Below are 23852 nucleotides of genomic sequence, written 5' to 3'. Positions count from 1 at the left end.
ATGCGCCGGTTCTGGGCCAATCTACTTGGCAACCAGCTGGTCTGGCTGTGCGCCGTGGCCGGCGCCGGGCGCGGCTGGCAATGGCCGGCGCTGCTGGCAGCATCGCTCTACATCGGCAGCCAGCTACTGACGTCGCCACAACCCCGGCTGGATCTCCGCCTGATGCTGTTGGCGCTGGCCTGCGCGTGGCTGGTCGACGCCAGTGCCGCCGCCAGCGGCGCCGTGCGCTACGCTGCTGCCCCGCTGGGCTGGGCGCCGCCGCCCTGGATCATGGCGTTATGGGCCGCGTTTGCGATGACGCTGACCACCTCGATGCGCTTCCTGCTGCGCCACCCTGCCCTGCCAGCCCTGTTCGGCCTGTTGCTGGCCCCGCTGGCGTATCTCTCCGCAGCGCGCGGTTTCGAGGCGGTCCGTTTCACTGCGCCGCTATGGCAGGGCCTGCTGGTGCTGGGTGTGGGCTGGAGCATCGCGCTTTCGCTGCTGTGCATGGCCGCTCGTCGCGGCTCCCGCACCCTCCCGCCGCCCTTGGCCGGAGCACCGTCATGATCAATCTGCTGTGGGTGCTGCTGTATGCCGCGCTGGTGATGAGCTGGGGCTGGGCCTGGCAGCGCCGCCACCACAACATCGGCGTGGTCGATGTGCTCTGGGCCAAGGGTGTGGGCGCATCGGCCCTGCTGCTGGCGCTGCTGGGCGATGGCGCGATGGTGCCGCGGGTTGCACTGGGGCTGCTCGGCGGCCTCTGGGGCAGCCGACTCGCCCTGCACCTGTGGCATAGGGTCCGTCACGAAGACGAGGACGGGCGTTACCGTTACCTGCGCGAGCATTGGCACGGGCATCAGGGCAGGATCTTCGGCTTCTTCATGGCCCAGGCATTGCTGGTCGTACTGTTTGCCCTGCCCTTCGTTGCAGTGGCTGCCAATTCCCACGCCGGCCTGACACCGTGGATCGTGGCCGCGGCATGCGCCTGGCTGCTGAGCGTCGGCGGCGAGAGCCTGGCCGACCATCAACTGGCCCGGTTCCGCGCGAATCCAGCGAACAAGGGTCGCACCTGCCGCGACGGGCTCTGGCGCTACTCCCGCCACCCCAACTACTTCTTCGAGTGGCTCCACTGGTTCAGCTACGTCCTGCTCGCCATCGGCTCACCGCTATGGTGGCTGGCCTGGGCCGGCCCGCTGCTGATGTACGTATTCCTGCGCTACCTGAGCGGCATTCCGTTCACCGAGAAGCAGGCGCTGCGCAGCCGCGGCGACGACTACCGCGCCTACCAGCGCAGCACGCCGATGTTCTTCCCCTGGTTCCCCCGTTCTTCCAAGGAGCATTCCGCATGAGCGCGATCCCGTCACTGAACCCGGCCGACGACACGGAAACCGGGCTGGTCGCCTGGGCCGAGCGCGGACTGGTTCCCGATGCGGCGCTGCGCGCCGGCATCCGTCGCCTGTGCGCGCAGCGCCTGCATGAGGAATTGGCGGGCGGTATCGAGGCGCAGTCCGCGCGCTTCAGCCGTCGCATCGCAGAGCTCGCCGACAGCCCGCTCGCGCTGCACACCGACGCGGCCAACCGCCAGCACTATGAAGTTCCCGCAGCCTTCTTCCAGGCCTGCCTGGGCAAGCGCCTGAAGTACAGCAGCTGCTACTACCCCACCGGGCGCGAAACGCTGGACCAGGCGGAGGAGGCCATGCTGGAACTGTATGGCCAGCGCGCCGAACTGGCCGATGGCCAGCACATCCTGGAGCTGGGCTGCGGCTGGGGTTCGCTGACCCTGTGGATGGCCGAGCGCTTCCCGCAGGCCAGGATCACGGCGGTGTCCAATTCGCACAGCCAGCGCCAGCACATCCTGGCGCAATGCCAGGCCCGGGGGCTGCACAACGTCGAGGTGCTGACCCGCGACGTCAACCAGCTCGAGCTCCCAACCGCGCGCTTTGATCGCTGTGTCTCGGTGGAAATGTTCGAGCACGTGCGCAACTACGAACGCCTGCTGGCGCGAATCAGCCAGTGGCTGAAGCCCGACGGCGCGCTGTTCGTGCACATCTTCGCCCATCGCACGCTGATGTACCCGTTTGAAACCGAGGGTGGCGACAACTGGATGGGGCGTCACTTCTTCACCGGCGGGCTGATGCCGGCGGCCGATACGCTGCTGCACTTCCAGCGCGACCTGCGGCTCGATCAACGTTGGCTGCTGGATGGCACCCACTACCAGCGCACCGCCGACCACTGGCTGGCCAACCAGGATGCAGCCCGCGAGCAGGTGATGCCGGTTCTTGTCGCGACCTACGGCCAGACCGCGGCGAAGATCTGGTGGCAGCGCTGGCGCATGTTCTGGATGGCATGCGCCGAGCTGTTCGGCTACGACGACGGCCAGCAGTGGCTGGTCGCCCACTATCTGTTCCGCCCCCGTTGAGGTGTGACATGCGCATGCGCTCGCTGCTTCCCCTGCTGGCATTGAGCCTGTTTGGCTCCGGCTGCAGTTCCAGCGATACCCGTCCCCTGCCCCGCCCGCCATCGGTGGACGTGCCACGCTTCATGGGCGACTGGTATGTGATCGCCCACATCCCGTCCTGGCCGGAGCGCGAAGCCTTCGACGCGCTGGAAAGCTACGCGTTGAAGCCGGACGGGCGCATCCAGACGACCTTCACCTATCGCAAAGGCAGTTTCGACGCCCCGCAGAAGTCGATGCACCCTGTTGGACGGGTCGAGAAGAACGGCAACGGCGCCATCTGGGGCATGCAGTTCGTCTGGCCGATCCAGGCCGAGTACGTGATTGCCTGGCTGGACGACGACTATGGGCAGACCATTGTCGCCCGCAGCAAGCGCGACTATGTCTGGTACATGGCACGCACGCCGCAGGTATCCGAGAGCGACTACCAGCAGGCCGTACAACGCATCGCGGCCATGGGCTACGACACCGGCAAGCTGAGGCGTGTACCGCAGTCGGTGCGCTGACGGCAGCGTATATCGACATCTGGCTGGCGCCGGATGTCGCATTCATCACCGCAGCCGCCTTGGCCATGCCGCACGCGCGCAGCCGCTGTCGCGGCCATGTGTACCCTCATCGCCACCGTCCCGGGCCAGCCAGCAATGGTCGCCGACGGCATCGCAGCCTGGCGCCCGAACCACGAACACTCAAGACTCGACCGCGGCAGCCGCTAATGGCCAATGCAGGGCTGTGCGCGCCGGTCACAATGGCCCGCGAAGGGCGCACTCCGGCCGCAGCCGATTTCACAATGGAAGGAACAGGCAGTTGAAGGAAGAACGACGCAACACGTTGCAGGCCAGGCACCGCGTGATCCTCAGCTTCTGGCACAGGGTTGAGTTCTTCATACCCTACGATCTGCAGGGCCAGGTCCTTGAGTCGAAAGACGCGGATTGGAGCGTACGGCTGCTGTCCAGGGATCAGCTGGAGCGACTGGACCCGCAGGATCTGTGGTCCCCACCCGTGCCATCCGGGCGCAGGCTGAGTGGATTCGATGTCTACCTCGGCATTTTCGACAAGGTCCAGCTGGCCGACATCACCCAGCGGGTACTGGCCGATACGCCGAGCGATGACGAATCGCTGGAGCAGGACGAACGGGCCGAACTGGAAGGCCTGACCTGCGCGGCCAGCCTGCGGGCCAACGCCGACGGCGTGATGCAGCTGGGTGAAATCTCGGTGTCGACCGTTCCGTGGGCACTGGGCACGATCTCCAGGCATGGCTTGCAGGGTCTGGGCTTCGACGCCTTCCAGGCAAGCCTTGAAGCACTCAAGCGCGACGTGGCGACGTTCCGCAGCACCACTGCCAGCCCCGCCGCACAGGATGAGGGCCCGATGCCCTGCAGCCCCGACGACCTGCTGCGCCTGCTCGACATCCTGCACACCTGGTCGGGTCATGACCCGTCCGCGGGCGACGCGTCCGCTCCCCTGCTGGTCATCCGGGCGAAAAGCGTTGAAGACAAGCCGAAGCCGGAACAGGCACCAAAGGCCGCACCCCCGGGGCCCGACAATGCGTCAACGCCGGAAGCGGACGACGCCGAGGACGATGAGGCCCAATCCGAAGAGGACGCGGAGATCAGCATCCTCAACAGCTTCTTCGTCGAGGATATCGCGTGCGCCATCGGCGCACTGGACCAGGGCACTGCCAGTGCCCCCCTGCGCGCCTACCTGAGCCCATTGCCGGAAAGCCGGCGCGAAGACCTGTACACACCGAAAGGGCAGACGCTGATTTCCGAGCGGCTGCGGCCGCGGCACATCAATCGGGGCCACTGGCCCGGTGATCCTGCGCACACGATGAGCCTGATGCAGCAGTTCGCTGTGAACAGCATCTTCGAGCAGGTGCGCGACTCAGGCATTTTCTCGGTCAATGGCCCACCCGGGACCGGCAAGACCACGCTGCTGCGTGAAATCTTCGCTGAAAACATCGTGCGCCGTGCACGCGCATTGTCACAGTGCGCAACGCCCGCCGCTGCGTTTGATGCAACCCGCGAAGTGAACTTCGAAGGTGAGAAGCCGTGCAGGATCTCCCTGCTGAAGACCGACCTGACCGGCTTCGAGATGGTGGTTGCATCGTCGAACAACGCCGCCGTGGAGAACATTTCGCGTGACCTGCCGAAGAGCCGCTCACTGGGCAAGCCCGGAAGTTCGTGTTGGCGTAGTAGCACAGGGGACGTGACCTTTGACTACCTGCGGCCGCTGGCCCGCAACCTGCTCGATTGGAATGGCAGGGGCGCCTATGAGCGACCGGCAACAGATAGCGATGCCTGGGGGCTGATCAGCTGCGCACTGGGCAGGAAAGCCAACCGCGAGGCGCTTGTGCGGGCGATCAGCGTGGCCGGCCCGAGGAAGGGCGAAACGACCTCACCGAAGGGGTACGACCCGACCCGCCACCAGTCGCTCTGGCAATGGCGCAGCAGCCCGGCAGCCATGAGCTTCCAGGAGGCCCGGCAGGCGTTCGACCAGGCGGATGCGATGGTCAACGGACTGGTCGAAAAGCTTGATCGGCTCGCCTCGCTCAGCCGTGAAATCAGGGGCAACGATCAGGAGAGCTTCTGCCGGCATACGGCTTCACAGCTTCGCGATGCACAGCGCGCGCATGAGCAAGCCGTACAGGCATTCATTGCACTCGACAGCCAGCGCCGCAGGACCGATGAAGAGCTCGCGCTGCTCAAGGCGCAACGCACCCTGCTGAAGGAAGAGAAGCCTGGCTGGTGGGCCCGCATCTTTGATCGGCAACGTGCGAACAGCCATGCGGCCACAATGGCGCAGAACGCAGATCATCAGCAGCAATGGACCCTGCGCCGCCTCGAACTCGGGCCGCAATGTGATTCAGCGCAACGGCACCTGGACCGCACCGCGAGCACCCTGGCCGAGGCATCGGCCGCCGCGCAGGCACGGGCGCAGCAGTGGGATGGAATGGCGAAACAGCTGGAACAGCTGAAAGCCGAACTCGGCAACGCATCCCATCCCGCCACCGCGGCCGAACTGGAGAATCAGGACTGGCAGATCAAGGGCGTCTGGAACAGCGAACAACTCAACGAGCAGCGTGCCAACCTCTTCGTGGCGGCACTGCAGCTTCACCAGGCCTGGCTGCACGAAGTCCTGCAGACAGGCGGCGGCTTCGCCCAGAACGTCATTGCGCTATGCCACCTGCTGGGCGGCAAGCGGCTGCAGGAGCCGCGCGATGCGCTGGCCATCTGGCAGAGCCTGTTCATGATCGTGCCGGTTGTCTCCAGCACGTTCGCTTCCGTCGCACGCCAGTTCCGCCATCTGGGACCGGACTCGATCGGCTGGCTGTTCATCGATGAGGCCGGCCAGGCCGTGCCGCAGGCGGCAGTCGGTGCACTGCTGCGCTCGAGGCGCGCAATCGTGGTGGGTGATCCGCTGCAGATCGAGCCGGTGTTCACCGTGCCGGTCAAGCTGTTGCAGGCGCTGGGCCAAACCAGCGCACTGCCCGCAGACATGAACGTCTCGCCCGACAAGACCTCCGTACAGGTACTGGCCGACGAGGCCAACCCGCTCGGTGCCCGCATGGAGTCAGGGGGCTCGCCGCTCTGGATCGGCAGCCCCCTGCGTGTGCATCGTCGCTGCGTCGAACCGATGTTTTCCATTGCCAACACGATTGCCTACGAGGGGAAGATGATCTTCTCCAACCCCTGGGAGCCAAGCGCAGCGCGGCCACCCGCTGACAGCCTGGACATCGGCGGCAGCGCCTGGGTACACGCCCCCGGCCGCACCAGCGACAAGCAGGTCGTGCCGTGCCAGATCGACCTGGTGCAGCAGGCGTTGGCGGCGCTCTATCACAGCACCGGAACCCTGCCCCCGGTCTATATCATTTCGCCCTTCAAACGCATCAAGAACGCCCTGCTCGAGCGGCTGCGGAACCAGGCTGCCTGGCTTGGCGCGGATGCCCCGCCCGGCACGCAGGCGCCACGCACCGCCGAGCTGCGCACGTGGTGCAGGGAGCGCGTCGGCACCGTGCACACCTTCCAGGGCAAGGAAGAGAGCATTGTCTGGATGGTGCTGGGGTGTGACACGGACACGGTGGGCGCGGCGCATTGGGCCTCCAGCAAGCCCAATCTGCTCAACGTCGCCGTCACCCGCGCCCAGCACCGCTGCTTCCTGATCGGAGACACCGCGCTCTGGGGCGGTCTGCGCCACTTCTCGGCCGCCCATGCCGAACAGTTGCCCCGCATCACGCCGGCGCAATTCCTGGATCGCATGTCGATACCCGGCGTGCAGACTCGATAGCTGCCCTCCCCTGCCCTGACGGAGCCGCCCTCCCAGGGCAGGGGCGCAAGATCATGCCGGTGTGACGCGTCACGTTAATAACCCCGGCGGCCACGACGGAAGTCACGCGCACACCCCTGACCAGCGCCATATTCATTTGCACCATAAATGAGTAGGCCCGGCCCAATCGGCCGCACAAATCGATCTTTAGGAATAGTCGTAAAAACGCAACACATTCGATGTTCGACGCGACAGCGGCGCCAGAATGACGGCCACGCCCACGGGCGCCGACCACCTCCCGCGCATGAATGGATTTCCTGCACCGCGTCGGCTACGCCTGGCGCTCCTGGACGACCACGAAGTGGTCCGCCGCGGCACCGCCCTCCATCTGTCAGGCGACCTCCGCTTCGACATTGTCGCCAGCCATGGCTGCAGCGACGCTCTGCTCTGCAGCCTGCAAGGCACGCACGTTGATGTGGCCATCATCGACCTCACGCTCGCCCGTGGCGACCTGGGCGGCATCGAGCTGGTTGCCCGGCTGTGCCGGGAGTTCCCGCGCACGCCGTTGCTGGCCTTCGCTACGCTCTCGCCCACCACCAACCTCAACAGCCTGATCGATGCCGGACTCAGCGGGTTCGTCAGCAAGGCCGAGCCGCTTCCTGCGTTGTCCGATGCCATCGTGCGGGTTTCCCAGGGCCTGACCCGGGTTCCGCCGGACGTCAGGCTGGCCGGCGATCGCGGCGAGCTCAGCCGCAACGAGCGCGAGGTGCTGGGCCTGCTGCTGGAAGGCTTGACCGTCTCCGAGATCGCACTGCGCCGGCACCGCAGCATCAAGACCGTCAGCACGCAGAAGGTTGCCGTGCTGCGCAAGCTGGGATTGCGCAGCGATGTGGAAATCTACGCACTGCGCGAACGACTGGAGACGCCGTGAGGCGCCAGCCTCCATTGCGCCGCCGCTTCCTGTCCACGGGGCTGCTGGTGCTCCTTCTTCTGCCGGCTGCCTCGGCTGAAGATATCCGGTCGCCACGCTGGCTGCCGGGCAGCACGGTACGGGTCGCCACGACCCCCTCCCTGCGCCCCCTGCCCGCAGCCTTGGCCGATACGTCATCACCGCCAACGCTTGCCCACGGCTACGCCAACCTGGTGGCCCGACACGCCCAGCTCAGTTTCCTGGAACAGCCCTATCCAACCACCGCCGCATCGATCCTCGCGGTGTGCCATCACGAGGCCGACCTGGTCATGGTCTTTGGCGGGGCGAGGCACCAGGCCCTCCCCTGCCCCGACCTCGCCGCGTCCAGTCGCTTTCGTGGCGGCGCCACCCTGCTGGCCGGACGCGCCGGCGAGTGGTTGCCACGGGAGATGCACGAACTCGACACACGGGTCATCGCCGTCGTTGAAGGTGGGCCCTACGCCGGCTGGCTGCACGCACATCACCCACAGGTCCGGCTGCGGCACCTGCCTGATCGGTACGCGGCATTGGCCGCGGTCGAATCCGGCCTGGCGGACGTGGCGATCGGCCTGGAGCCCACACTACGCCCCCTGGTTCGACGCCATTTCAATGGCAGCCTGCGCCTGCAGTCGTTCGACAGCGGCTTCTCCACCGACCTCTACCTGCTCGTCCGCCACGAAGACCAGCAGCTGCTGGACCGCATCCAACAGGCACTACGTGAGATCACACTGGAGGAGCATGCAGGCCTCCTTCGACTCTGGGCGGGACAGACGCTGCCTGCCGCGGCCGGGAATGCACTGGACTGGATGCAGGCGTCGCCCCCGCGCGGGCGGCTGCTGCTGGCCCCTCTACTGATCGCCCTGCCGCTGCTGTGGCTCGCAATGCGCCACCTGCGGGCGCGCGGTGACCGCAGCGGCGCGCATGCCATCGGTGTGATCAGCCACGAGATGCGCAACTCGGCGCAGGCCGTGCTGACCTCGATCGAGCTGCTGGGGCAATCGACACTGCCGAAGGGTGAACGCGATCTGCTGGCCGCTGCCAGTACGGCCAGCCAGTCCCTGCGCAGCCTCTTGAACCGCGCACTGGACTTTTCGCGCCTTGCGAGCGGCGCTTTCAAGCCGCATGCGCAAGCCTGCGATGCAGTTCAGCTGTGCCGGCAGGCACTGGAGGCGATCCGGCCGCAGGCCCAGCGGAAGGGCCTGCAGCTGCACCTCGATGTCCAGGACGCATCCCCGTCGAATATCCTGGTGGACGCCGATGCGCTACGCCAGATTGCCAGCAATCTATTGGCGAACGCGGTGAAGTTCAGCGATATCGGCGGCATCGAGCTGCGCCTGCAGCTGATGCCAGCGACGCGTCCACGGGAGCTGCTGCTGGAAGTGATCGACAGCGGCATCGGCATCGCACCCGCGCAGGTGACCGCCCTGTTCCAGCCTTTCCAGCAAGGCAGCAGTGGACACCAGCGTGGCGGCAGCGGCTTGGGGCTTTCCATCGCGCGCGAGCTGGCCCGCGCGATGGGCGGCGACCTCACCGTGCATAGCGTGCTGGGCCGCGGCAGTCGCTTCATCCTGCGCCTGCCGGTGTATCCGGCAAGCGCCAGCGAGGATGCCGAGGGCCTGTGCACAAGCGGTACGCCACTGGCCGGACTGCACCTGCTGCTGGTGGAGGACCACGAGCTCAATCGCCACGTCATCGCCGAACAGCTGCGGCGCTGGGGCGCTGAGGTGTGCGCCGTGGAAGATGCGGCCGGTGCCCTGGCCGAACAGGCAAGACAGCCCCGCCCCATCGCATTGATCGACATCGGGCTGCGCGGCATCGATGGTCACGTGCTGGCGCGCGAACTGCGTGGGCATGCCGGGCAGGCCATTCGCCTGATCGCATTGTCCGCCCGCACCGGACGGCGTCATCGCGCACGCTGCCGCCGCTCGGGCTTCGACGCGGTGCTGGCCAAACCGCTGCGCGCCGCCCACCTGCTGCCTGCGCTCGGCATTGCGCGACCAGGGGGCGTGGACGCAGCCGTGCAGACGATTGACATGGACGCGGCCTACATCGCCGACATCCGCGATGAGCTCGACAGCATGGAGCGGGTTGTCGATCGCGCGGACGCATCGGCACTAGGCCATCACGCGCACCGACTGCAGGGCACGCTGCAGATGCTGGGCCAATGCGAGCATGCGGCCATCGCGGCGGAGCTGGCCGATCTGGCACATGACGCCGCGCCGGACTGGGCCGATGCGCGGCGCCTGCTGGACGTGCTGAAGGCTGGACAGGGCTCCTACGCAGCGGGAACCCTGCCAGTGCCTTGATCAGGCGGCCAGGCGCTCGACCTGGCGACGGGTCAGGTCATTGAAGCGACCCAGCGACATCAGGTGCTGGTGGATCAGTGCCAGCCAGCCGCTGCGGTGCCACTCGACCACGGTTGCTTCCGGCAGTGCAACGAACTTCTCGACGTCCACCACCAGGAAGCCATTGAGGTTGAACTCGCGACCATCCGGGGTACGCACGGTGGCGTTGCGCTCGACCAGCAGGCCGTTGTCGGTCAGGGCCTTGGAGAAGGCCAGGGTCTGTTCGTGCTCGCGGGTGTACTGGCCGCAGAACTCCAACGCCTGCTGCACCATTTCGGTGGCCTTGCCGTCGACGAACAGCGGCTGGCCTTCCTCGCCGCCCTTGACCACGCGCGGGCTTTCCTCGTCGATGCCCAGCAGGAAGTCATTCTCCGCGCCGGTGTCGATGAAGATGAAGGGGTGGCGGCGCAGGTAGGCCGGAATATAGGCCTCGTCTTCCCACAGGCCGTCCTTGATGAACAGGTTCTGGTCGGACACGCCCACGGCGGCCATCGGCACCGCGCCCGGGCCGGCGAACAGGATCGGGAAGTGGTGCAGGGCCAGCGAGAACTCGCCCAGCACCAGCGGAATGGCGTTGTTGCCGGCGGCGAACTCGAGCTTGCCCGGCAGGATGCGCAGATCGGCATGCACATCGGCCTGCAGCGGCACCGGACGGGTATAGAACAGGGGGGCGCCGCTCTGCGCCGCTTCGGTGGTGGTGTCGCTGGTGGTGGTCATCTTGGGAACCGTTCGATCATGCGCGCCTGCCATCCCGGGCACGCCAGCGGGAACAACCTGAATCCCGCATTATCAACAAGCTCGATGACAACGGCCACCCCACCGCCGAACTATTTCAGCTGCAGGGGATAGCGCTGCCAGAGTACGTGGACCAGGAACCCGGCCAGTTCGGTGTCGCGCGCGCTCACCGCGGCACGGATCTTGTCCAGCAGCACCATGTCGCTGCAGGAGCGCACGTCGGCATGATTGGCCTGCCCTGCCCTGCGCGCACGGTAGCGCGCGGCCCGCTGCGCATCGCTCATCGCGTACCCGAACTTGGGCGGACGACCGCGCTTGCGCGGCAGGGTCAGCTCCAGGGTTCCGGGGTCTTTGTCATCACGCATGGGCAGGGTGCGGGCGGCGGCGAGCAACGGGGGGTGCGCAATTTATCGTGAGGCATCACTTTAATCCAGCTTTTTCTGCAGTTTTGTTGCGATGCAGTGCAAAAACGGATCCCCTGAGAACGGCATCCACGCATGGCGTGGATCTACTGCAGAGCCCGCAACCCGATCGCCCATGGATCCACGCCATGCGTGGATGGGCAAATCCCAACGACACCCGGTAGATCCACGCCATGCGTGGATGTGCAAATCCCAACAACACCCGGTAGATCCACGCCATGCGTGGATGGGCAAATCCCAACGACACCCGGTAGATCCACGCCATGCGTGGATGTGCAAATCCCAACAACACCCGGTAGATCCACGCCATGCGTGGATGTGCAAATCCCAACAACACCCGGTAGATCCACGCCATGCGTGGATGGGCAAACCCCAACGACACCCGGTAGATCCACGCCATGCGTGGATACGGGAACCGGCCAATACAAAAAAGGGAGCCCGCGAACGGGCTCCCTCACCTTCTTCATGCAGCGCGCACCGGCTCGTAGCCATGCAGGTGCGCCTGGCTGCTGGCCCTGCCCTGGCTCAGCGAGCGCAGCGAGGTGGTGTAGCCCACCAGCTGCGCCAGCGGCGCGAAACCGCTGACCTCGGCACGACCATCCTGGTCGTCGATGCGGGCAATGCGACCGTGGCGTCGGTTGAGGTCGCCGACCACATCCCCCACCGATGCCGACGGCGAATGCACCGTCACTGCCATCACCGGCTCCAGCAGCTGCGTGCCGCCCTCTGCCAGCGCGGCCTTGATCGCCTCGGCGCCGGCGCGATGGAATGCCATCTCCGAAGAGTCCTTGGCATGGGTCTGGCCATCGACAAGACTGACCTCGATGCCGACCACCGGATGGCCCTGCGGACCTTCCGACAGCGCGGCACGCACGCCCTTCTCCACCGCCGCGATGAAGCTGCGCGGCACCACGCCACCGACGATGCGGTCGTTGAACACCACCTGGTCGTCCTCGCGCGGGGCCACATCCAGCACCACATGCGCGAACTGGCCCTGGCCGCCGGTCTGCTTGACCAGCCGGCCCACTACGCCGGTCATCGCACGCATCGGCGTCTCCTGGTAGGCCACGCGCGGCGCACCTACGCCCACGTCGACCTTCCATTCACTGCGCAGGCGCTCGACCATCACCTCCAGATGCAGCTCGCCCATGCCCCAGACCAGAGTCTCCGCCGTGTCGCGATCGGTTTCGACACGGAACGACGGATCTTCCTGGGCCAGGCTGGCCAAGCCCTGTGCCATCCGGATCAGGTCGGCAGCACGCGCCGGCTCCAACCGCCACGCCAGCACCGGCGCCTGTGCCTGGATATTCTCCAGGCGCAGCGGCTGCGCACGCCCGCTCAGCGTTTCACCGCTGACCGCATCCTTCCAGCCGAGCACCGCGACGATGTCACCAGCCACGGCCTGTTCGATATCGTGGGTCTGGTCGGCCTGCACCCGCACCAGGCGACTGACGCGCCGCCCTTGTGGATGCTGCGAACTGGACACCGCGTCGCCCACCTTCAAGGTGCCCGAGTACAGCCGCACGAAGCTCAGGGCACCGTGCTGCTGGTGGGTGATCTTGAACAGCAGGCCGGCCAGCGGACCGTCAGGGTCCGGCGGCAGCACCACCTCACCGCTCTCGCTTTCAGCGGTGACGGCCGGCCGATCCAGCGGCGACGGCAGGTAATCGACCACCGCATCCAGCAGCGTCTCGATGCCCTTGTCCTTGAACGCGGCACCGGCCAGTACCGGCACACCGGCACCGGCCAGCGTCGCCCGACGGATCGCCGCACGCAGCAGCTCGGCGTCGATCGCGCGACCTTCCAGCCAGGCATCAGCCAGAAGTTCGTCATGGTCGGCCACAGCCTCGACCAGTGCGTCGCGTTGCGCCTGCCACAGGGCGCGCGCCGAGTCGTCCCACGGCGTGATCGTCGCCACCGCACCGTCCTGCCAGCGCAGTACCCGCTCATCGACCAGGTCGATCCAGCCGTTGAAGTCGCTTTCGCTGCCCAGTGGCACACCGAGCGCCCACGGCCGCGCCTGCAGCTTGTCCTGCAGCTGCTCCAGCACGCGCTCGAACGAGGCGCCGACGCGGTCCATCTTGTTGACGAAGGCGATCAGCGGCACGCGGTGGCGACGCGCCTGGCGCCACACGGTCTCGGACTGCGGCTGCACGCCATCGACGGCCGAGAACACCGCCACGGCACCATCAAGCACGCGCAGCGAACGCTCGACTTCAATGGCGAAGTCGATGTGGCCGGGAGTGTCGATCAGGGTCAGCCGATGCGGCGCCAGGTCGCGCGGCGCCCACTGCGCCTGCACGGCGGCGGCGCCGATGGTGATGCCACGTTCGCGTTCGATCGCCGAGAAGTCGGTGGTCGCATTGCCGTCGTGCACTTCGCCGACGCGATGGATCTCGCCGCTTTTCCACAGCAGGCGTTCGGTCAGCGTGGTCTTGCCGGCGTCGATGTGGGCAATGATGCCGAGGTTGCGACGGCGGGAAAGGGTCTGGGCGTTCATAGTGAGGTTCCTGCAAAGCCAACTCCAGGGGCCGCGCACCCCGGTTGGCGACAGGGTGCGCGGCTAGCGTTCGGTCTCGGCGATCTGGTGCATGGCACGTTCTCCTTGCGGTACATCGGGTTACGGAAAATGGAACTGCGGAAACGAAAAGAGCGCCCCGGAGGGCGCTCTGTCGAAGGTCCAGCGATGACCGTCTCAACGGCCTCGTGGGGCTCCAGGCAGACACGCCCGTTCCGCGCTTGCGCGGGTCAGGGTGAAAAACTTCAGGAGCGGCATCCGGTTCATGGGGCGCATTCTAGACCAGCCAATCTGGCGCGCAAGTGAATATTACGCGCATAAATAGAACAATGAGGCCGACAACGATCGGGGTCGGATCCCTTTGCCACGGGCAAAGGGCTCTGACCCCAGCCGACCTCACTTGCACTCGTGCAGCGTGCGCGCCTCACCCACCGTCGCAGCCTGGTCGTCCCCCATCGAGATCCAGCCCTTCAGCGACATCGCCGGGTCCACCTGCGCCTGGCGGGGGCCGCCATGGATCAACGCCTCAGTCCAGCTCCCCACCGGTGCCAGCTCGGAAAGGCGAGCCGCCTGATCATCCTCCGTGCTGAACGTATCATCCGGCGAAGCGGGCTTGGCGTTGTTCACGGTTTCGGTCTTGCGCGCCCGCACCCGCAGCGCGCCGTCAGCCATGCGCTGGGTGGTGACGTCATACCGCTCCACACCGTAGGCCCAATTGCTTTCACCCGTGCGGCGCAGCTCGCTGCCATCGTCGGCCACCATCACCGCATCACCGGCCGCTTCGGCCACGGCTGCGATCGCCCCCAGCCCCGACATCACCGCCTGGTAGGTAATCATCTGCCGCTGCTCGGTGGTCAACGCACCGGCCTTCAGCTTGGCGGCGGGAATCTTCAGGTACGCCGCTTCCTTGCACAGCACCAGCACCTGCTGGTCATCCCAGCTGACCGACAGCTCATCATTGGCAAAGTAGCGGGTGGTCATCGCGGCGACCGGCGCGCCATCACCGGCCGAGTACCGGGTTTCGATCAGAGAAGCCTGCTCGGCCGCGCTCATCAGCGACACCGGCGAAGTCGATGCCGCATTGGCGGCGCCTGCGGAGGCGACCATCAGGGCCAGCAGCACGCCACGCGAAACATTACAGATCATTGCATCAGTCCATTGAAGGAAATCCCGTCGCGCATGATACGCGGTGAAGCGCGCTACGCTGACTCAGGTCACCACCACCAGCGGCACTCCACGGCGCGGATGCTCCAGCACCACCACATCCTGCTGGTAGACCCGCTGCAGATTGTCTTCGGTGAGCACCTGCAGCGGCGTGCCATCGGCCGCCACCCTGCCCTGCTCCAGCAGCACGATGCGGTCGGCATAGCCAGCAGCCAGATTGAGATCGTGCAGCACCACGATCACGCATGCGCCGGCCTCGGCACAGGCGCGCACACTGCGCAGCGTGCGTTCCTGGTGACGAAGATCCAGCGCTGCGGTTGGCTCATCCAGCAGCAGCAGCGGCGTGTCCTGCGCCAGCACGCGCGCGAACGTGGTCCGTGCCGATTCACCGCCCGACAGCTGCTGCACCTCACGCAGGCGCAGCGCCTGCAGTTCGGCAGCATCAATGGCGGCTTCCACCTGGGCGTCATCCACCACCGGATCCGGCGGATGCGGCAGCCTCCCCATCGCCACCACTTCCTCCACGCTGAAGGCAAAACGCACGCCGTGCTCCTGCGGCATCACCGCGCGCTCACGTGCCAGCGGCCCGGCCTTGTAGGTTGCCAACGGCTTGCCGAGCAGGCTTACCTCGCCCGTGTCAGCGCGAAGGTCACCGGCGGCGACGGCCAGCAACGTGGATTTGCCCGCGCCATTCGGGCCAACCAGGGCGGTCACCGTGCCCGGCTCGAACGCCAGCGAGATGCCATGCAGGATCTCGCGCTGCTGGCGGCGCACCACCACCTCGTGCAGCTTCAGCAGCACGCTCATGGGGCCGCCTTGCGGCGCTGCTGCAGCACCAGCCAGAGGAAGAACGGTGCGCCCAGCGCGGCCGAGAACAAGCCCAGCGGAATCTCCGCGGGTGGATCAAGCGTGCGTGCGGCGGTGTCGGCCACCACGATCAGCAGCGCACCGAGCAGGCCGGACAACGGCAGCAGCCAGCGATGCCCGGGGCCGACCAGCAGGCGCGCCACGTGCGGCACCACCAGGCCAACGAAGCTGATCGAGCCGGCAAAGGCCACCGCCGCGCCCACCAGCAGCGCACTAAACGCCACCAGGCGACGACGCGTGCGGGTGACATCCAGCCCGAGGTGCTGTGCCTGGCGCTCCCCCAGCGCCAGCATGTCCAGCGGCGTGGCCAGTCGCTGCAGCGCAAACACGCCAATCGCAAACAACGGCACCACGGCTGCCACATCGGCCCAGTTGGCACGCGCCAGCGAGCCCATCTGCCAGAACACCAGTGACTGCAGTTCGCTTTCACTGGCGATATAGGTCAGGAAGCCGATCAACGCCGAGCAGAACGCGGCCATCGCGATACCGACCAGCAGCAGCGTGGCGTTGCCCGTCCCCTTGCCCGGTCGGGCCAATGCGTAGGTCAGGCCGATTGCGAGCGCGCCACCAGCGAACGCGGCCACCGGCACCAGCCAGCCGGCCGCACCGGCCGCGCCGAGCACGATGGCGGCAACTGCACCCAGTGCCGCGCCCTGACTGACGCCGACGATGCCGGGGTCGGCCAGCGGATTGCCGAACAGGCCCTGCAGGCTGGCGCCGGCCATCGCCAGCGACGCACCGACCATCGCGCCCAGAAGGGCGCGCGGAATGCGCAACTGCCATACCACAGCCAGGTCACGACTGCTGACTGCCTGCGGATCAAGCAGGCCCAGCTTCACCGCCAGCGCCTGCATCACCTCCAGCGGCGGCAACCGCAACGGACCCACGGCGAACGACGCCAGCACTGCCCCCAGCAGTGCGAATAGCGCCACCAGCAACATCGTCCGCCCGCGACGGCGGCGCCGATCCGCCGGACTCATGCCTTCGGCAACGCCGCCAGGGCCTTGGCCAGCGCCAGCGCACCGGCACCGGAGCCCACGCTGGTGTACTTCAGCTGCACATCCGGCATCACCCAGACCCGGTTGGCCTGACCGGCCGGCGTCTGCTTCAGCGTCGGGTACGCCTTCCACAGGCCTTCGGCACCGCCGAACAGCTGCAGGTCATGCTCGGTCACCAGGATCACTTCCGGTGCCGCCGCGACCACGCCCTCATTGCTCAGCTGCGAGTAGTTCTTCACTCCCGCTTCGGTACCGATGTTGATGCCGCCCGCCAGTGCGATCAGCTGCGCCGACGCACTGTCGGCACCTGCAACGGTCGGTGAGCCACCGGCGCCGGTGGCCGAGACGTGGATCACTCGTGGCGCATGGCCCAGGCCCTTGCCAATCGCTGCAGCCTCGTCGAGCTGATGCTGCACCTGTGTGGCAAGTGCCTGCCCTGCCTCGGCCAGCCCTAGTGCGGCGGCGACCTTGCGCACCTTGTCCGGCGCCGGCTGCAGATCGTCGATGACCACGGCCGGCTCACCCACTTCGCGCAGCTTCTTCGCCAGTTCGGTGTGGCGGCGCAGGCTGTTGCCGAGGAACAGCGACCCCTTCAGGCTCAGCACGCCTTCCACGCCCGTGGTGCGGTTGAACAGGAACTGGTGCGGCGCGGCCAGGCCGGCCTGGGTGGTGGTGTTGGTCGGCGCGGCGAACACCTGCGTGCCCAGGCCTAGCGCTTCAATCACCGCGATCACGTCGTCACCACCGGCGATGATGCGGCTGGTATCGGCCACCTCGACGTCGGCGCCGTCATCGGAATGCACCTTGGCCGGCAGCACGGCCTTCTGGTCGCGCACGACCGGCATATCGGTGCCAGCCACGCGCTGCCAGCCAGCCGGCAACGCAACTTCGCCAGGCGCGGTTGCGGCGGCGGGCTCAACCGACTTGCCGCTGTCCGAGGGCGTCGATGAACCGCCACAGGCAGCCAGTGCCAGCGAGACAGCCAACGGAAGCGCACACAGGCGCAGACGGGACGCGATGTTCATGCTTGTTCTCCTTGCTGGCAGGGTGACGCGCACGCCGCCCTGCCGTGTGACTTACTGCTTCGGGGTGATGCGGGTGATGCGGTCACCCTTCGGGTCTTCAGCGCCGCGCGACTTGTTCACCGCGAACACGTTGCCCTTGCCATCGGCACGGACGTGGTTCGGCAGCGTGCCACCATCGAGGTTCGCGACCACCTTGCCGTCGCCGTTGACCACGGTGACGGTGCCGGCGCCACGGTTGCTGACGTAGGCCAGGCCGGAGGCATCATCGAAGGCGACGTTCAGCGCGCCGGCGCCGACCGGCACGTCATGCAGCACCTTGCCGGCGGCCACGTCGACGATCAGCAGGTTGTCGGTGCCCTGCGAGGCCACGTACAGGCGGTTGCGTGCCGCGTCGAAGGCTACGCCCGACGCACTGATCGAATTGCCCAGGTCAATGACCTTCTCGACCTTGCTGCTGGCCACGTCGATCACCGCCGCTTCCGGGGTGCCGATGCTGACGGTGAACAGCTTGCCGCCCTTCTCGTCCAGCACCAGGCTCATCGGGGTGAACTTGCCGTCATCCACGCCGGACTCCAGCGTCACCGCTGGCAGCTCCTTGAAGGTCCTGGCGTCGAACACCGACAGGTGGTCCTCACCCGTGGCCGAGGCGAACACCTTGCCGTGGGTGCCATCGACCACGACGTCGCGCGCATGCGGCACGGCATCGACCGGGAACTGGTGGGCCAGCGACAGATCCTTCTGGCGGTAGACCGCGATCGAGTTCTGGCGGGTGTTGGTGACCCAGACATTGCCATTGGTGTCATCCACGCCCACGCCGTAGACCGCGTACACCGCGCCGTTGGTGCTGCCCGGCACCTGCGCCGGGGTGATCGCCTTGGTCACCTTCAGCGACTTCGGGTCCAGCTTCAGCAGCTGCGACTGGGTCACCGGCGGACGGCCCACGGCCGAGGTCACGAACACCGCATTGCTGGCGGCGCTGTAGGCGGACTGGTACAGGCCCGGCACCAGCTTGTTGGACTGGGTGGCGAACTGCGCCTGGCCGGACAGCGGCAGCTGCGGCGACACGCGCAGCTTCAGCACCGTGGCTGCGGCCGGCTGGCTGGCGCGCACCACCACCGGGTGGGTACCCGGCACGGCGTCGGCCGGAATGCTCAGCTGGGTCTTGAAGTTGCCATCGGCATCGACCACCAGCGGCTGCGTGTTGAGCACGCTGTCGCCACGCAGCAGGCTGACCTTCTGGCCCGGCACGAACCCGCGACCGACCACGTCGGCCGTACTGCCGGGAACCACGTTCTCACCGCGTGAGACGACCTCGCCCTTGAAGGTGGCATTGGCCGGCTGATCGAACACCGGCTGCGCGCTGGCGGTCACCGCCAGCAGCAGGCCGGCGGCCAGGGAGGTAAGACGGAAAGACGGACGGAACGACATGGAAGGCTCCTTGCACACGTAGGCCGCGCCACGTGGCGCGGGATTCATCGGTTGCCTGGGCCGCTGCACGTCGGCAGCCTCGCCTGGGTAGTGGGGTCGCACGGCATCGCGTGCGAAGGGATTCATTCGGCGGCGTTGTCACCGCCATCGGGCGCACCGTCGCCGGCACTGCGGTCGGTCACGCCGTACAGCTCATGCAGCGCCGCGTGGAACGACGCCGGCAGCATCGGGCCGTGGCCGAGGCCGGGGAACTCGCGGTACTGCACGCGCATACCCGGCACCTTGCCCAGGCGCTCGGACAGCTGCATCGCCGCATCCGGCGTGGCGCCGCCGATGCGGCGCAGGTGCGCGACCACGCGCGGATTGTTCATGTCACGCTTGCCGCGATCACCGACACGCTCGGCACCGCCCAGCATCAGCCAGAGCGTTGCCGGCTGGCCGTGCACGTTCTGCACGAACTGTTGTTCCGGATCACCCAGCGCCGCACCCTGGCTCCACCACAGCGACGGGCTGGCGGCCAGATAGGACTGGAAGGCTGCGGGGCGGGTGTACAGCGCATTGAGCACGAACAACCCGCCCAGCGAGTGGCCCCACAGCGCTTGCTGCTGCGTATCGATGCGTGCGCGACGCTCGACTTCCGGCTTGATGCGGCGCTCGATCACGTCCAGGAACGCGGCAGCACCACCGCCGACCGCCTGGGTCGTACCGCTCTCATCGTCGGCGCGGTCGATCCATGCGGTGTAGTCGCGGGTACGCGCCTTCGAATCGATGCGCAGGTCGTTGTCGTAGCCGATCAGCACCAGCACCGGCGGCGCCCTGCGTGCGGCCAACTCGGCCAGAAGCGGCTGGTCCAGCACCATCGCCACGGCATTGCCATCCAGCGCGTACAGCACCGGCGATGGCGTCTTGCCGGCCTTGGCCGGAATCGCCAGGTTCACCCGCCAGCGGCGTTGCTGGTCGGGGCTGTCCACCACGAAATGCTCGAAGCGATAGCTCGCCGCCGGCTCGTCGAGCACGGTGTGGCCGATCTTCTGCAGCGGATTGCGCTGCTGCGCATGGGCGTACGGAGTGGCCAGGAGCAGACCCATCATCAAGGCGGCCAGGCCGCGGGCCAACCGGCCCCGGCGCGAAGGCAGGACGAAATGCTTCATCAGCGGCGGCAGAAGCGGCCCACGGCCGCCGGTTCACAAGGGACCGCAGTCTACCTCAAACGCGAATGATTATCACATCGATCGAACGTCACGCTATGTATCACGCGCGCGATGACCCGGTTGCGCTGGACGCGGCACTCCCCTATTTTGCCGGCCACCGGGGCATTGGATCGCCCCGCTTACAGCGCAGCCACGGAGGGCGGGCAGTCTGCCGCCGACCAGGCCGCGTTCATCCGCGCCATGACCACCATGGGATTGGATCCCATGATTGTGAGACTCCCTTGAAGCACACCGCACTGATCGCCCTGTCCCTCGGCCTGCTCGCCCCGCTGGCCGCCCACGCCGCGCAGGATCTGCCGTCGCTCTACCAGGCCTTTGAAGAGGCCGGCAATTCGACGTTGAGCATGGACCAACTCAACCAGACGGTGACGTTCACCGCCGTGGCACTGAGCGTTTCCAGCAACCTGGCGGGCGAACCGCTGATCGAGGCCGGCGACGACCAGGGCAATGTCCTGGCCCGGCTGACCAGCGACGATGCGCAGCAGGCCGCCAAGCTGGGTGCCCTGGAAGAAGGTGCGACCTTCACCGCCAGCTGCACGCTGCAGTTCAGTTCCGGCACGGACTACCTGTCCTTCGGTGACTGCAGCATCAAGTAAAGGCGAAGCCGGCGAAATGCCGGCTTCAGTTCATTGCCCCTGTAGCGTCGAGCCATGCTCGACTCCCTCAGCCTTACGGCCCCGTCGGCACCGGGCCGTACACATTCTCCTGCGGCGTACCCGGCATCAGCGCGAACACGAAGATCACCAGGCCACCGAACGGAACGAAGGCCAGCAGGTACAACCAGCCCGACTGGTTGCAGTCATGCAGGCGGCGCACGGTGACAGCGATGACCGGCAGGAAGGTAGCCAGCCAGAACACAACGAACAGAATGATCGACGCGATGCCCAGGCCATCGGACTGCATCACCAACCCGGCGATGAGCGGTACCATCAGCACGGCGGAGACGATCAACATGAACAGCTGGAACATCCAGTATTCGCGACGGTTGGCACGACCATCGAACTGGGCGTAACGCTTCAACGGCAGAATCATTTCCTGCACGGCATCCATCCTTGAAAAAGTAGCCGCGCAGTGTGCCAAAGACCGGCGCGCAGGACAATGCAGAGTCGAGCCGTGCAAGGCTGCGTTGTAGAGTCGAGCCATGCTCGACTGCTGTTCCAGAAGGCACCCGTAACCCGCGCAAGAGCGAAGTCGAGCATGGCTCGACTCTACCTAAGCCGGCTCAACGGCCCTTTGCCGCCCTAGCCGCTTCGCGCTCGGCACGCAGCCGGTCCAGCTTTTCCTTCAGCTTGATTTCCAGCCCGCGCGGCACCGGGTTGTAGTACACGCGTTCGCCCATCGCATCCGGGAAGCCGGTCTGGTCCAGTGCGATGCCACCCTCGGCGTCGTGGTCGTACTGGTATTCAGCGCCGTAGCCCAGCTCCTTCATCAGCTTGGTCGGCGCATTGCGCAGGTGCAGCGGCACCTCTTCGGTGCCACTCTCGCGCACATCGGCCTTGGCCTGGTTGAAGGCCGCGTAGCCTGCATTCGACTTGGCGGTGCTGGCCAGGTACAGCACCAGCTGCGCAAAGGCGAGCTCGCCTTCCGGACTGCCCAGCCGCTCGTAGATGTCCCAGGCCTCCAACGCCATGCTCTGCGCGCGCGGATCGGCCAGGCCGATATCCTCGATCGCCATGCGGGTCAGCCGGCGCGCCAGGTAAGACGGATCGCAGCCGCCATCGAGCATGCGGGTCAGCCAGTACAGCGCGGCATCCGGGTTGGAGCTGCGTACCGACTTGTGCAGTGCCGAGATCTGGTCGTAGAACTGCTCGCCGCCCTTGTCGAAGCGACGGGTGCGGTCGGCCAGTACCTGGGTCAGGGTCTGCGGCGTGATACGCCCACCCTCCCCGCCCGCCAGCTCGGCGGCGATTTCCAGCAGGGTCAACGCACGACGCACGTCGCCGTCGGCGGCGGTAGCGATTTCCAGCAGCAGCTCGGGGGCGACCTCGATGCCCTCCTCGCCCAGGCCGCGTTCGCGGTCACCCAGCGCACGCTCCAGCGCCTCGACGATATCCGTGGGCGAAACGCCCTCCAGCACATGCACGCGGCAGCGCGACAGCAGTGCGGAGTTCAGCTCGAACGACGGATTCTCGGTGGTGGCACCGACAAACAGGATGGTGCCGCGTTCGATGTGCGGCAGGAACGCGTCCTGCTGTGCCTTGTTGAAGCGATGCACCTCGTCCACGAACAGCACGGTGCGGCGACCTTCAGCGAAACGCTGTGCGGCCTCTGCCAGCACCTGGCGCACTTCCGGCAGGCCGGACAGCACCGCGGAGATGGCGCGGAATTCGGCGTCGGAATACTCGGCCAGCAGCAGCGCCAGCGTGGTCTTGCCGCAGCCCGGCGGCCCCCACAGGATCATCGAATGCACTCGCCCGGATTCGACCGCGCGACGCAGCGCGCTGTCCGGCGCCAGCAGGCGCTTCTGCCCGACCATTTCGTCGAGGGTGCGCGGGCGCATGCGCTCGGCCAGCGGGCGCAGATGTTCCCGATCGACGCTCAGCAGATCGGGGCCGGGAAAGGATGTTGAACGATGTCTTGCCACCCGCTCATTGTACCGCGAGAGCGTGCCAACCAAGGTTGGCACCCACCACGGCGGCCGGGCCATGAGCGGTAGTGCCGGCCGCTGGCCGGCAGATCAAAAGCGTGTCAACCAAGGTTGACACCTACCGGAGCAGATCAAAAGCATGCCAACCAACGGTTGGCACCCACCAGAGCAGGTAGCGCCGGGCCATGCCCGGCGTCCCCGATCAGTTGCCGATGACGTCGGTGCCCTTCGGCGGGGTGAAGCTGAAGGTGCCGGCAGCGAAGCCCGGGTTGCGCTTCCAGCCGCTGAAGCTGATCACGGTGCGCTGGCCGACGGCGTCGGTGATCTCCATCTTGGCCAGGCCCTGGGCATTGAAGCCCAGCGCGGCGTACTGGAAGCTGGCTTCGGTATCGCGCTTCGGCGACAGCGACAGCCACTGCAGGCCGTCGCGCTGCGCGGCCTCTTCACTGACGTCGTACTGCTGTTCCAGCAGCGCCGGGTTGATCAGCGCGGTCAGCGGGCTGTTCTGCTCTTCCTTGCCCTGCTCGCGCACGGTGGCCTGCTCCAGGTCCGGCTCGTACATCCAGACCTTCTTGCCATCGGCCACGATCAACTGTTCGTGCGGGCGCACGTACTCCCAGCGGAACAGGCGCGGCGCCGACAGGGCCACGCGGCCGCTGGTCGATTCCTTCACCTTGCCGCGGCTGTCGAACACCTGCTGGCTGAACTGGCCATCCAGGCCCTTCAGGCCACTGGTGAAGGTCTTCAGGTCATCGCGGGCGCCAGCCCAGGCGCTGCCGGCGGCGGCGCAGGCCACGGCCAGTGTGGTGGTGGCAAGGAAACGGCGGAAGCGGAAGTTCATGCGGGAATCCTGTGGGCGCGGGCGCCAGGAAAGGTGGTTGCCAGTGTGCCCAAATAAAGATGAAT

At 66.8% G+C, this 23852-nt stretch carries 21 protein-coding genes; 8 read left to right on the top strand and 13 right to left on the bottom strand.

Features of this window, described 5'->3' with window-relative positions; translation table 11 throughout:
- The 7 genes from DFO63_RS01250 (at position 1) to DFO63_RS01220 (ending at position 9952) form a co-directional block, all read left to right on the top strand.
- Complete coding sequence (locus tag DFO63_RS01250) at positions 1 to 546, top strand: DUF2878 domain-containing protein (protein ID WP_119006241.1); 546 nt, start codon at positions 1 to 3, stop codon at positions 544 to 546.
- Positions 543 to 1328: a DUF1295 domain-containing protein gene (locus DFO63_RS01245; RefSeq protein ID WP_119006240.1), complete on the top strand. Its 786-nt coding sequence runs from the start codon at positions 543 to 545 to the stop codon at positions 1326 to 1328. Before DFO63_RS01250 ends, DFO63_RS01245 begins: the two co-directional genes overlap by 4 nt.
- On the top strand, positions 1325 to 2398 hold the full coding sequence (locus DFO63_RS01240; RefSeq protein ID WP_119006239.1) for a cyclopropane-fatty-acyl-phospholipid synthase family protein: 1074 nt from the start codon (positions 1325 to 1327) through the stop codon (positions 2396 to 2398). Before DFO63_RS01245 ends, DFO63_RS01240 begins: the two co-directional genes overlap by 4 nt.
- An 8-nt stretch (positions 2399 to 2406) precedes the next feature.
- Positions 2407 to 2940: a lipocalin family protein gene (locus DFO63_RS01235; RefSeq protein ID WP_119006238.1), complete on the top strand. Its 534-nt coding sequence runs from the start codon at positions 2407 to 2409 to the stop codon at positions 2938 to 2940.
- Positions 2941 to 3238: 298 nt separating this feature from the next.
- Positions 3239 to 6718 (top strand): AAA domain-containing protein, encoded by a 3480-nt coding sequence (locus DFO63_RS01230; protein ID WP_119006237.1) that lies wholly within the window; start codon positions 3239 to 3241, stop codon positions 6716 to 6718.
- 283 nt (positions 6719 to 7001) lie between these two features.
- Positions 7002 to 7628, top strand: coding sequence for a response regulator transcription factor (locus tag DFO63_RS01225; RefSeq protein ID WP_049445327.1), 627 nt, complete (start codon positions 7002 to 7004; stop codon positions 7626 to 7628).
- Complete coding sequence (locus DFO63_RS01220) at positions 7625 to 9952, top strand: ATP-binding protein (protein WP_119006236.1); 2328 nt, start codon at positions 7625 to 7627, stop codon at positions 9950 to 9952. Before DFO63_RS01225 ends, DFO63_RS01220 begins: the two co-directional genes overlap by 4 nt.
- On the opposite strand, the gene DFO63_RS01215 is transcribed toward DFO63_RS01220, so the two are convergent.
- The 10 genes from DFO63_RS01215 to DFO63_RS01175 form a co-directional block, all read right to left on the bottom strand.
- Positions 9953 to 10708, bottom strand: coding sequence for a SapC family protein (locus DFO63_RS01215; protein ID WP_014037169.1), 756 nt, complete (start codon positions 10706 to 10708; stop codon positions 9953 to 9955).
- Between the two features lie 110 nt (positions 10709 to 10818).
- Entirely contained in the window at positions 10819 to 11091 is a 273-nt protein-coding gene (locus DFO63_RS01210; RefSeq protein WP_005409616.1) for a hypothetical protein, read from the bottom strand.
- 55 nt (positions 11092 to 11146) lie between these two features.
- Positions 11147 to 11548: a hypothetical protein gene (locus tag DFO63_RS21910; protein WP_147416372.1), complete on the bottom strand. Its 402-nt coding sequence runs from the start codon at positions 11546 to 11548 to the stop codon at positions 11147 to 11149.
- A gap of 63 nt (positions 11549 to 11611) precedes the next feature.
- Positions 11612 to 13648, bottom strand: coding sequence for an elongation factor G (gene fusA / locus DFO63_RS01205; RefSeq protein ID WP_119006235.1), 2037 nt, complete (start codon positions 13646 to 13648; stop codon positions 11612 to 11614).
- 414 nt (positions 13649 to 14062) lie between these two features.
- Positions 14063 to 14812: a hypothetical protein gene (locus DFO63_RS01200; RefSeq protein WP_119006234.1), complete on the bottom strand. Its 750-nt coding sequence runs from the start codon at positions 14810 to 14812 to the stop codon at positions 14063 to 14065.
- Between the two features lie 63 nt (positions 14813 to 14875).
- A complete protein-coding gene (locus tag DFO63_RS01195) occupies positions 14876 to 15637 on the bottom strand; it encodes a heme ABC transporter ATP-binding protein (RefSeq protein WP_119006233.1) in 762 nt (253 codons plus the stop codon).
- A complete protein-coding gene (locus DFO63_RS01190) occupies positions 15634 to 16677 on the bottom strand; it encodes an iron ABC transporter permease (RefSeq protein ID WP_049421974.1) in 1044 nt (347 codons plus the stop codon). The genes DFO63_RS01195 and DFO63_RS01190 overlap by 4 nt, the downstream gene beginning before the upstream one ends.
- Complete coding sequence (locus tag DFO63_RS01185; protein ID WP_119006232.1) at positions 16674 to 17720, bottom strand: ABC transporter substrate-binding protein; 1047 nt, start codon at positions 17718 to 17720, stop codon at positions 16674 to 16676. The genes DFO63_RS01190 and DFO63_RS01185 overlap by 4 nt, the downstream gene beginning before the upstream one ends.
- A gap of 51 nt (positions 17721 to 17771) precedes the next feature.
- A complete protein-coding gene (locus DFO63_RS01180) occupies positions 17772 to 19148 on the bottom strand; it encodes an ATP-binding protein (protein WP_049445531.1) in 1377 nt (458 codons plus the stop codon).
- Positions 19149 to 19270: 122 nt separating this feature from the next.
- Entirely contained in the window at positions 19271 to 20299 is a 1029-nt protein-coding gene (locus tag DFO63_RS01175; protein WP_049445345.1) for an alpha/beta hydrolase-fold protein, read from the bottom strand.
- Between the two features lie 281 nt (positions 20300 to 20580).
- Here DFO63_RS01175 and DFO63_RS01170 point away from each other — a divergent pair, with 281 nt between their 5' ends.
- Positions 20581 to 20955, top strand: a complete 375-nt coding sequence (locus DFO63_RS01170) for a hypothetical protein (RefSeq protein WP_119006231.1) — start codon at positions 20581 to 20583, stop codon at positions 20953 to 20955.
- 73 nt (positions 20956 to 21028) lie between these two features.
- Here DFO63_RS01170 and DFO63_RS01165 read toward each other — a convergent pair whose 3' ends face one another.
- The 3 genes from DFO63_RS01165 to lolA form a co-directional block, all read right to left on the bottom strand.
- Positions 21029 to 21400, bottom strand: coding sequence for a DUF805 domain-containing protein (locus tag DFO63_RS01165; protein WP_042359180.1), 372 nt, complete (start codon positions 21398 to 21400; stop codon positions 21029 to 21031).
- 181 nt (positions 21401 to 21581) lie between these two features.
- Positions 21582 to 22859: a replication-associated recombination protein A gene (locus tag DFO63_RS01160; protein WP_014037159.1), complete on the bottom strand. Its 1278-nt coding sequence runs from the start codon at positions 22857 to 22859 to the stop codon at positions 21582 to 21584.
- A 289-nt stretch (positions 22860 to 23148) separates the two neighbouring features.
- A complete protein-coding gene (gene lolA / locus DFO63_RS01155; RefSeq protein ID WP_049445350.1) occupies positions 23149 to 23787 on the bottom strand; it encodes an outer membrane lipoprotein chaperone LolA in 639 nt (212 codons plus the stop codon).
- Positions 23788 to 23852: the final 65 nt, after the last annotated feature.

It is taken from the genome of Stenotrophomonas sp. AG209, assembly GCF_003550055.1.
Lineage (GTDB): Bacteria > Pseudomonadota > Gammaproteobacteria > Xanthomonadales > Xanthomonadaceae > Stenotrophomonas.
This window is presented reverse-complemented; position numbering and strand designations above follow the sequence as displayed.

What these genes read in the sequence shown, in the direction of transcription:
- DFO63_RS01160 (WP_014037159.1), bottom strand. Translation starts at nt 22,859, where the DNA reads ATGCGCCCGCGCACCCTCGACGAAATGGTCGGGCAGAAGCGCCTGCTG.
- DFO63_RS01245 (WP_119006240.1), top strand. Translation starts at nt 543, where the DNA reads ATGATCAATCTGCTGTGGGTGCTGCTGTATGCCGCGCTGGTGATGAGC.
- DFO63_RS01215 (WP_014037169.1), bottom strand. Translation starts at nt 10,708, where the DNA reads ATGACCACCACCAGCGACACCACCACCGAAGCGGCGCAGAGCGGCGCC.
- DFO63_RS01175 (WP_049445345.1), bottom strand. Translation starts at nt 20,299, where the DNA reads ATGAAGCATTTCGTCCTGCCTTCGCGCCGGGGCCGGTTGGCCCGCGGC.
- DFO63_RS01200 (WP_119006234.1), bottom strand. Translation starts at nt 14,812, where the DNA reads ATGATCTGTAATGTTTCGCGTGGCGTGCTGCTGGCCCTGATGGTCGCC.
- DFO63_RS01240 (WP_119006239.1), top strand. Translation starts at nt 1,325, where the DNA reads ATGAGCGCGATCCCGTCACTGAACCCGGCCGACGACACGGAAACCGGG.
- DFO63_RS01250 (WP_119006241.1), top strand. Translation starts at nt 1, where the DNA reads ATGCGCCGGTTCTGGGCCAATCTACTTGGCAACCAGCTGGTCTGGCTG.
- DFO63_RS01210 (WP_005409616.1), bottom strand. Translation starts at nt 11,091, where the DNA reads ATGCGTGATGACAAAGACCCCGGAACCCTGGAGCTGACCCTGCCGCGC.
- DFO63_RS01235 (WP_119006238.1), top strand. Translation starts at nt 2,407, where the DNA reads ATGCGCATGCGCTCGCTGCTTCCCCTGCTGGCATTGAGCCTGTTTGGC.
- DFO63_RS01190 (WP_049421974.1), bottom strand. Translation starts at nt 16,677, where the DNA reads ATGAGTCCGGCGGATCGGCGCCGCCGTCGCGGGCGGACGATGTTGCTG.
- DFO63_RS21910 (WP_147416372.1), bottom strand. Translation starts at nt 11,548, where the DNA reads ATGGCGTGGATCTACCGGGTGTCGTTGGGGTTTGCCCATCCACGCATG.
- DFO63_RS01185 (WP_119006232.1), bottom strand. Translation starts at nt 17,720, where the DNA reads ATGAACATCGCGTCCCGTCTGCGCCTGTGTGCGCTTCCGTTGGCTGTC.
- lolA (WP_049445350.1), bottom strand. Translation starts at nt 23,787, where the DNA reads ATGAACTTCCGCTTCCGCCGTTTCCTTGCCACCACCACACTGGCCGTG.
- DFO63_RS01195 (WP_119006233.1), bottom strand. Translation starts at nt 15,637, where the DNA reads ATGAGCGTGCTGCTGAAGCTGCACGAGGTGGTGGTGCGCCGCCAGCAG.
- DFO63_RS01225 (WP_049445327.1), top strand. Translation starts at nt 7,002, where the DNA reads ATGAATGGATTTCCTGCACCGCGTCGGCTACGCCTGGCGCTCCTGGAC.
- fusA (WP_119006235.1), bottom strand. Translation starts at nt 13,648, where the DNA reads ATGAACGCCCAGACCCTTTCCCGCCGTCGCAACCTCGGCATCATTGCC.
- DFO63_RS01180 (WP_049445531.1), bottom strand. Translation starts at nt 19,148, where the DNA reads ATGTCGTTCCGTCCGTCTTTCCGTCTTACCTCCCTGGCCGCCGGCCTG.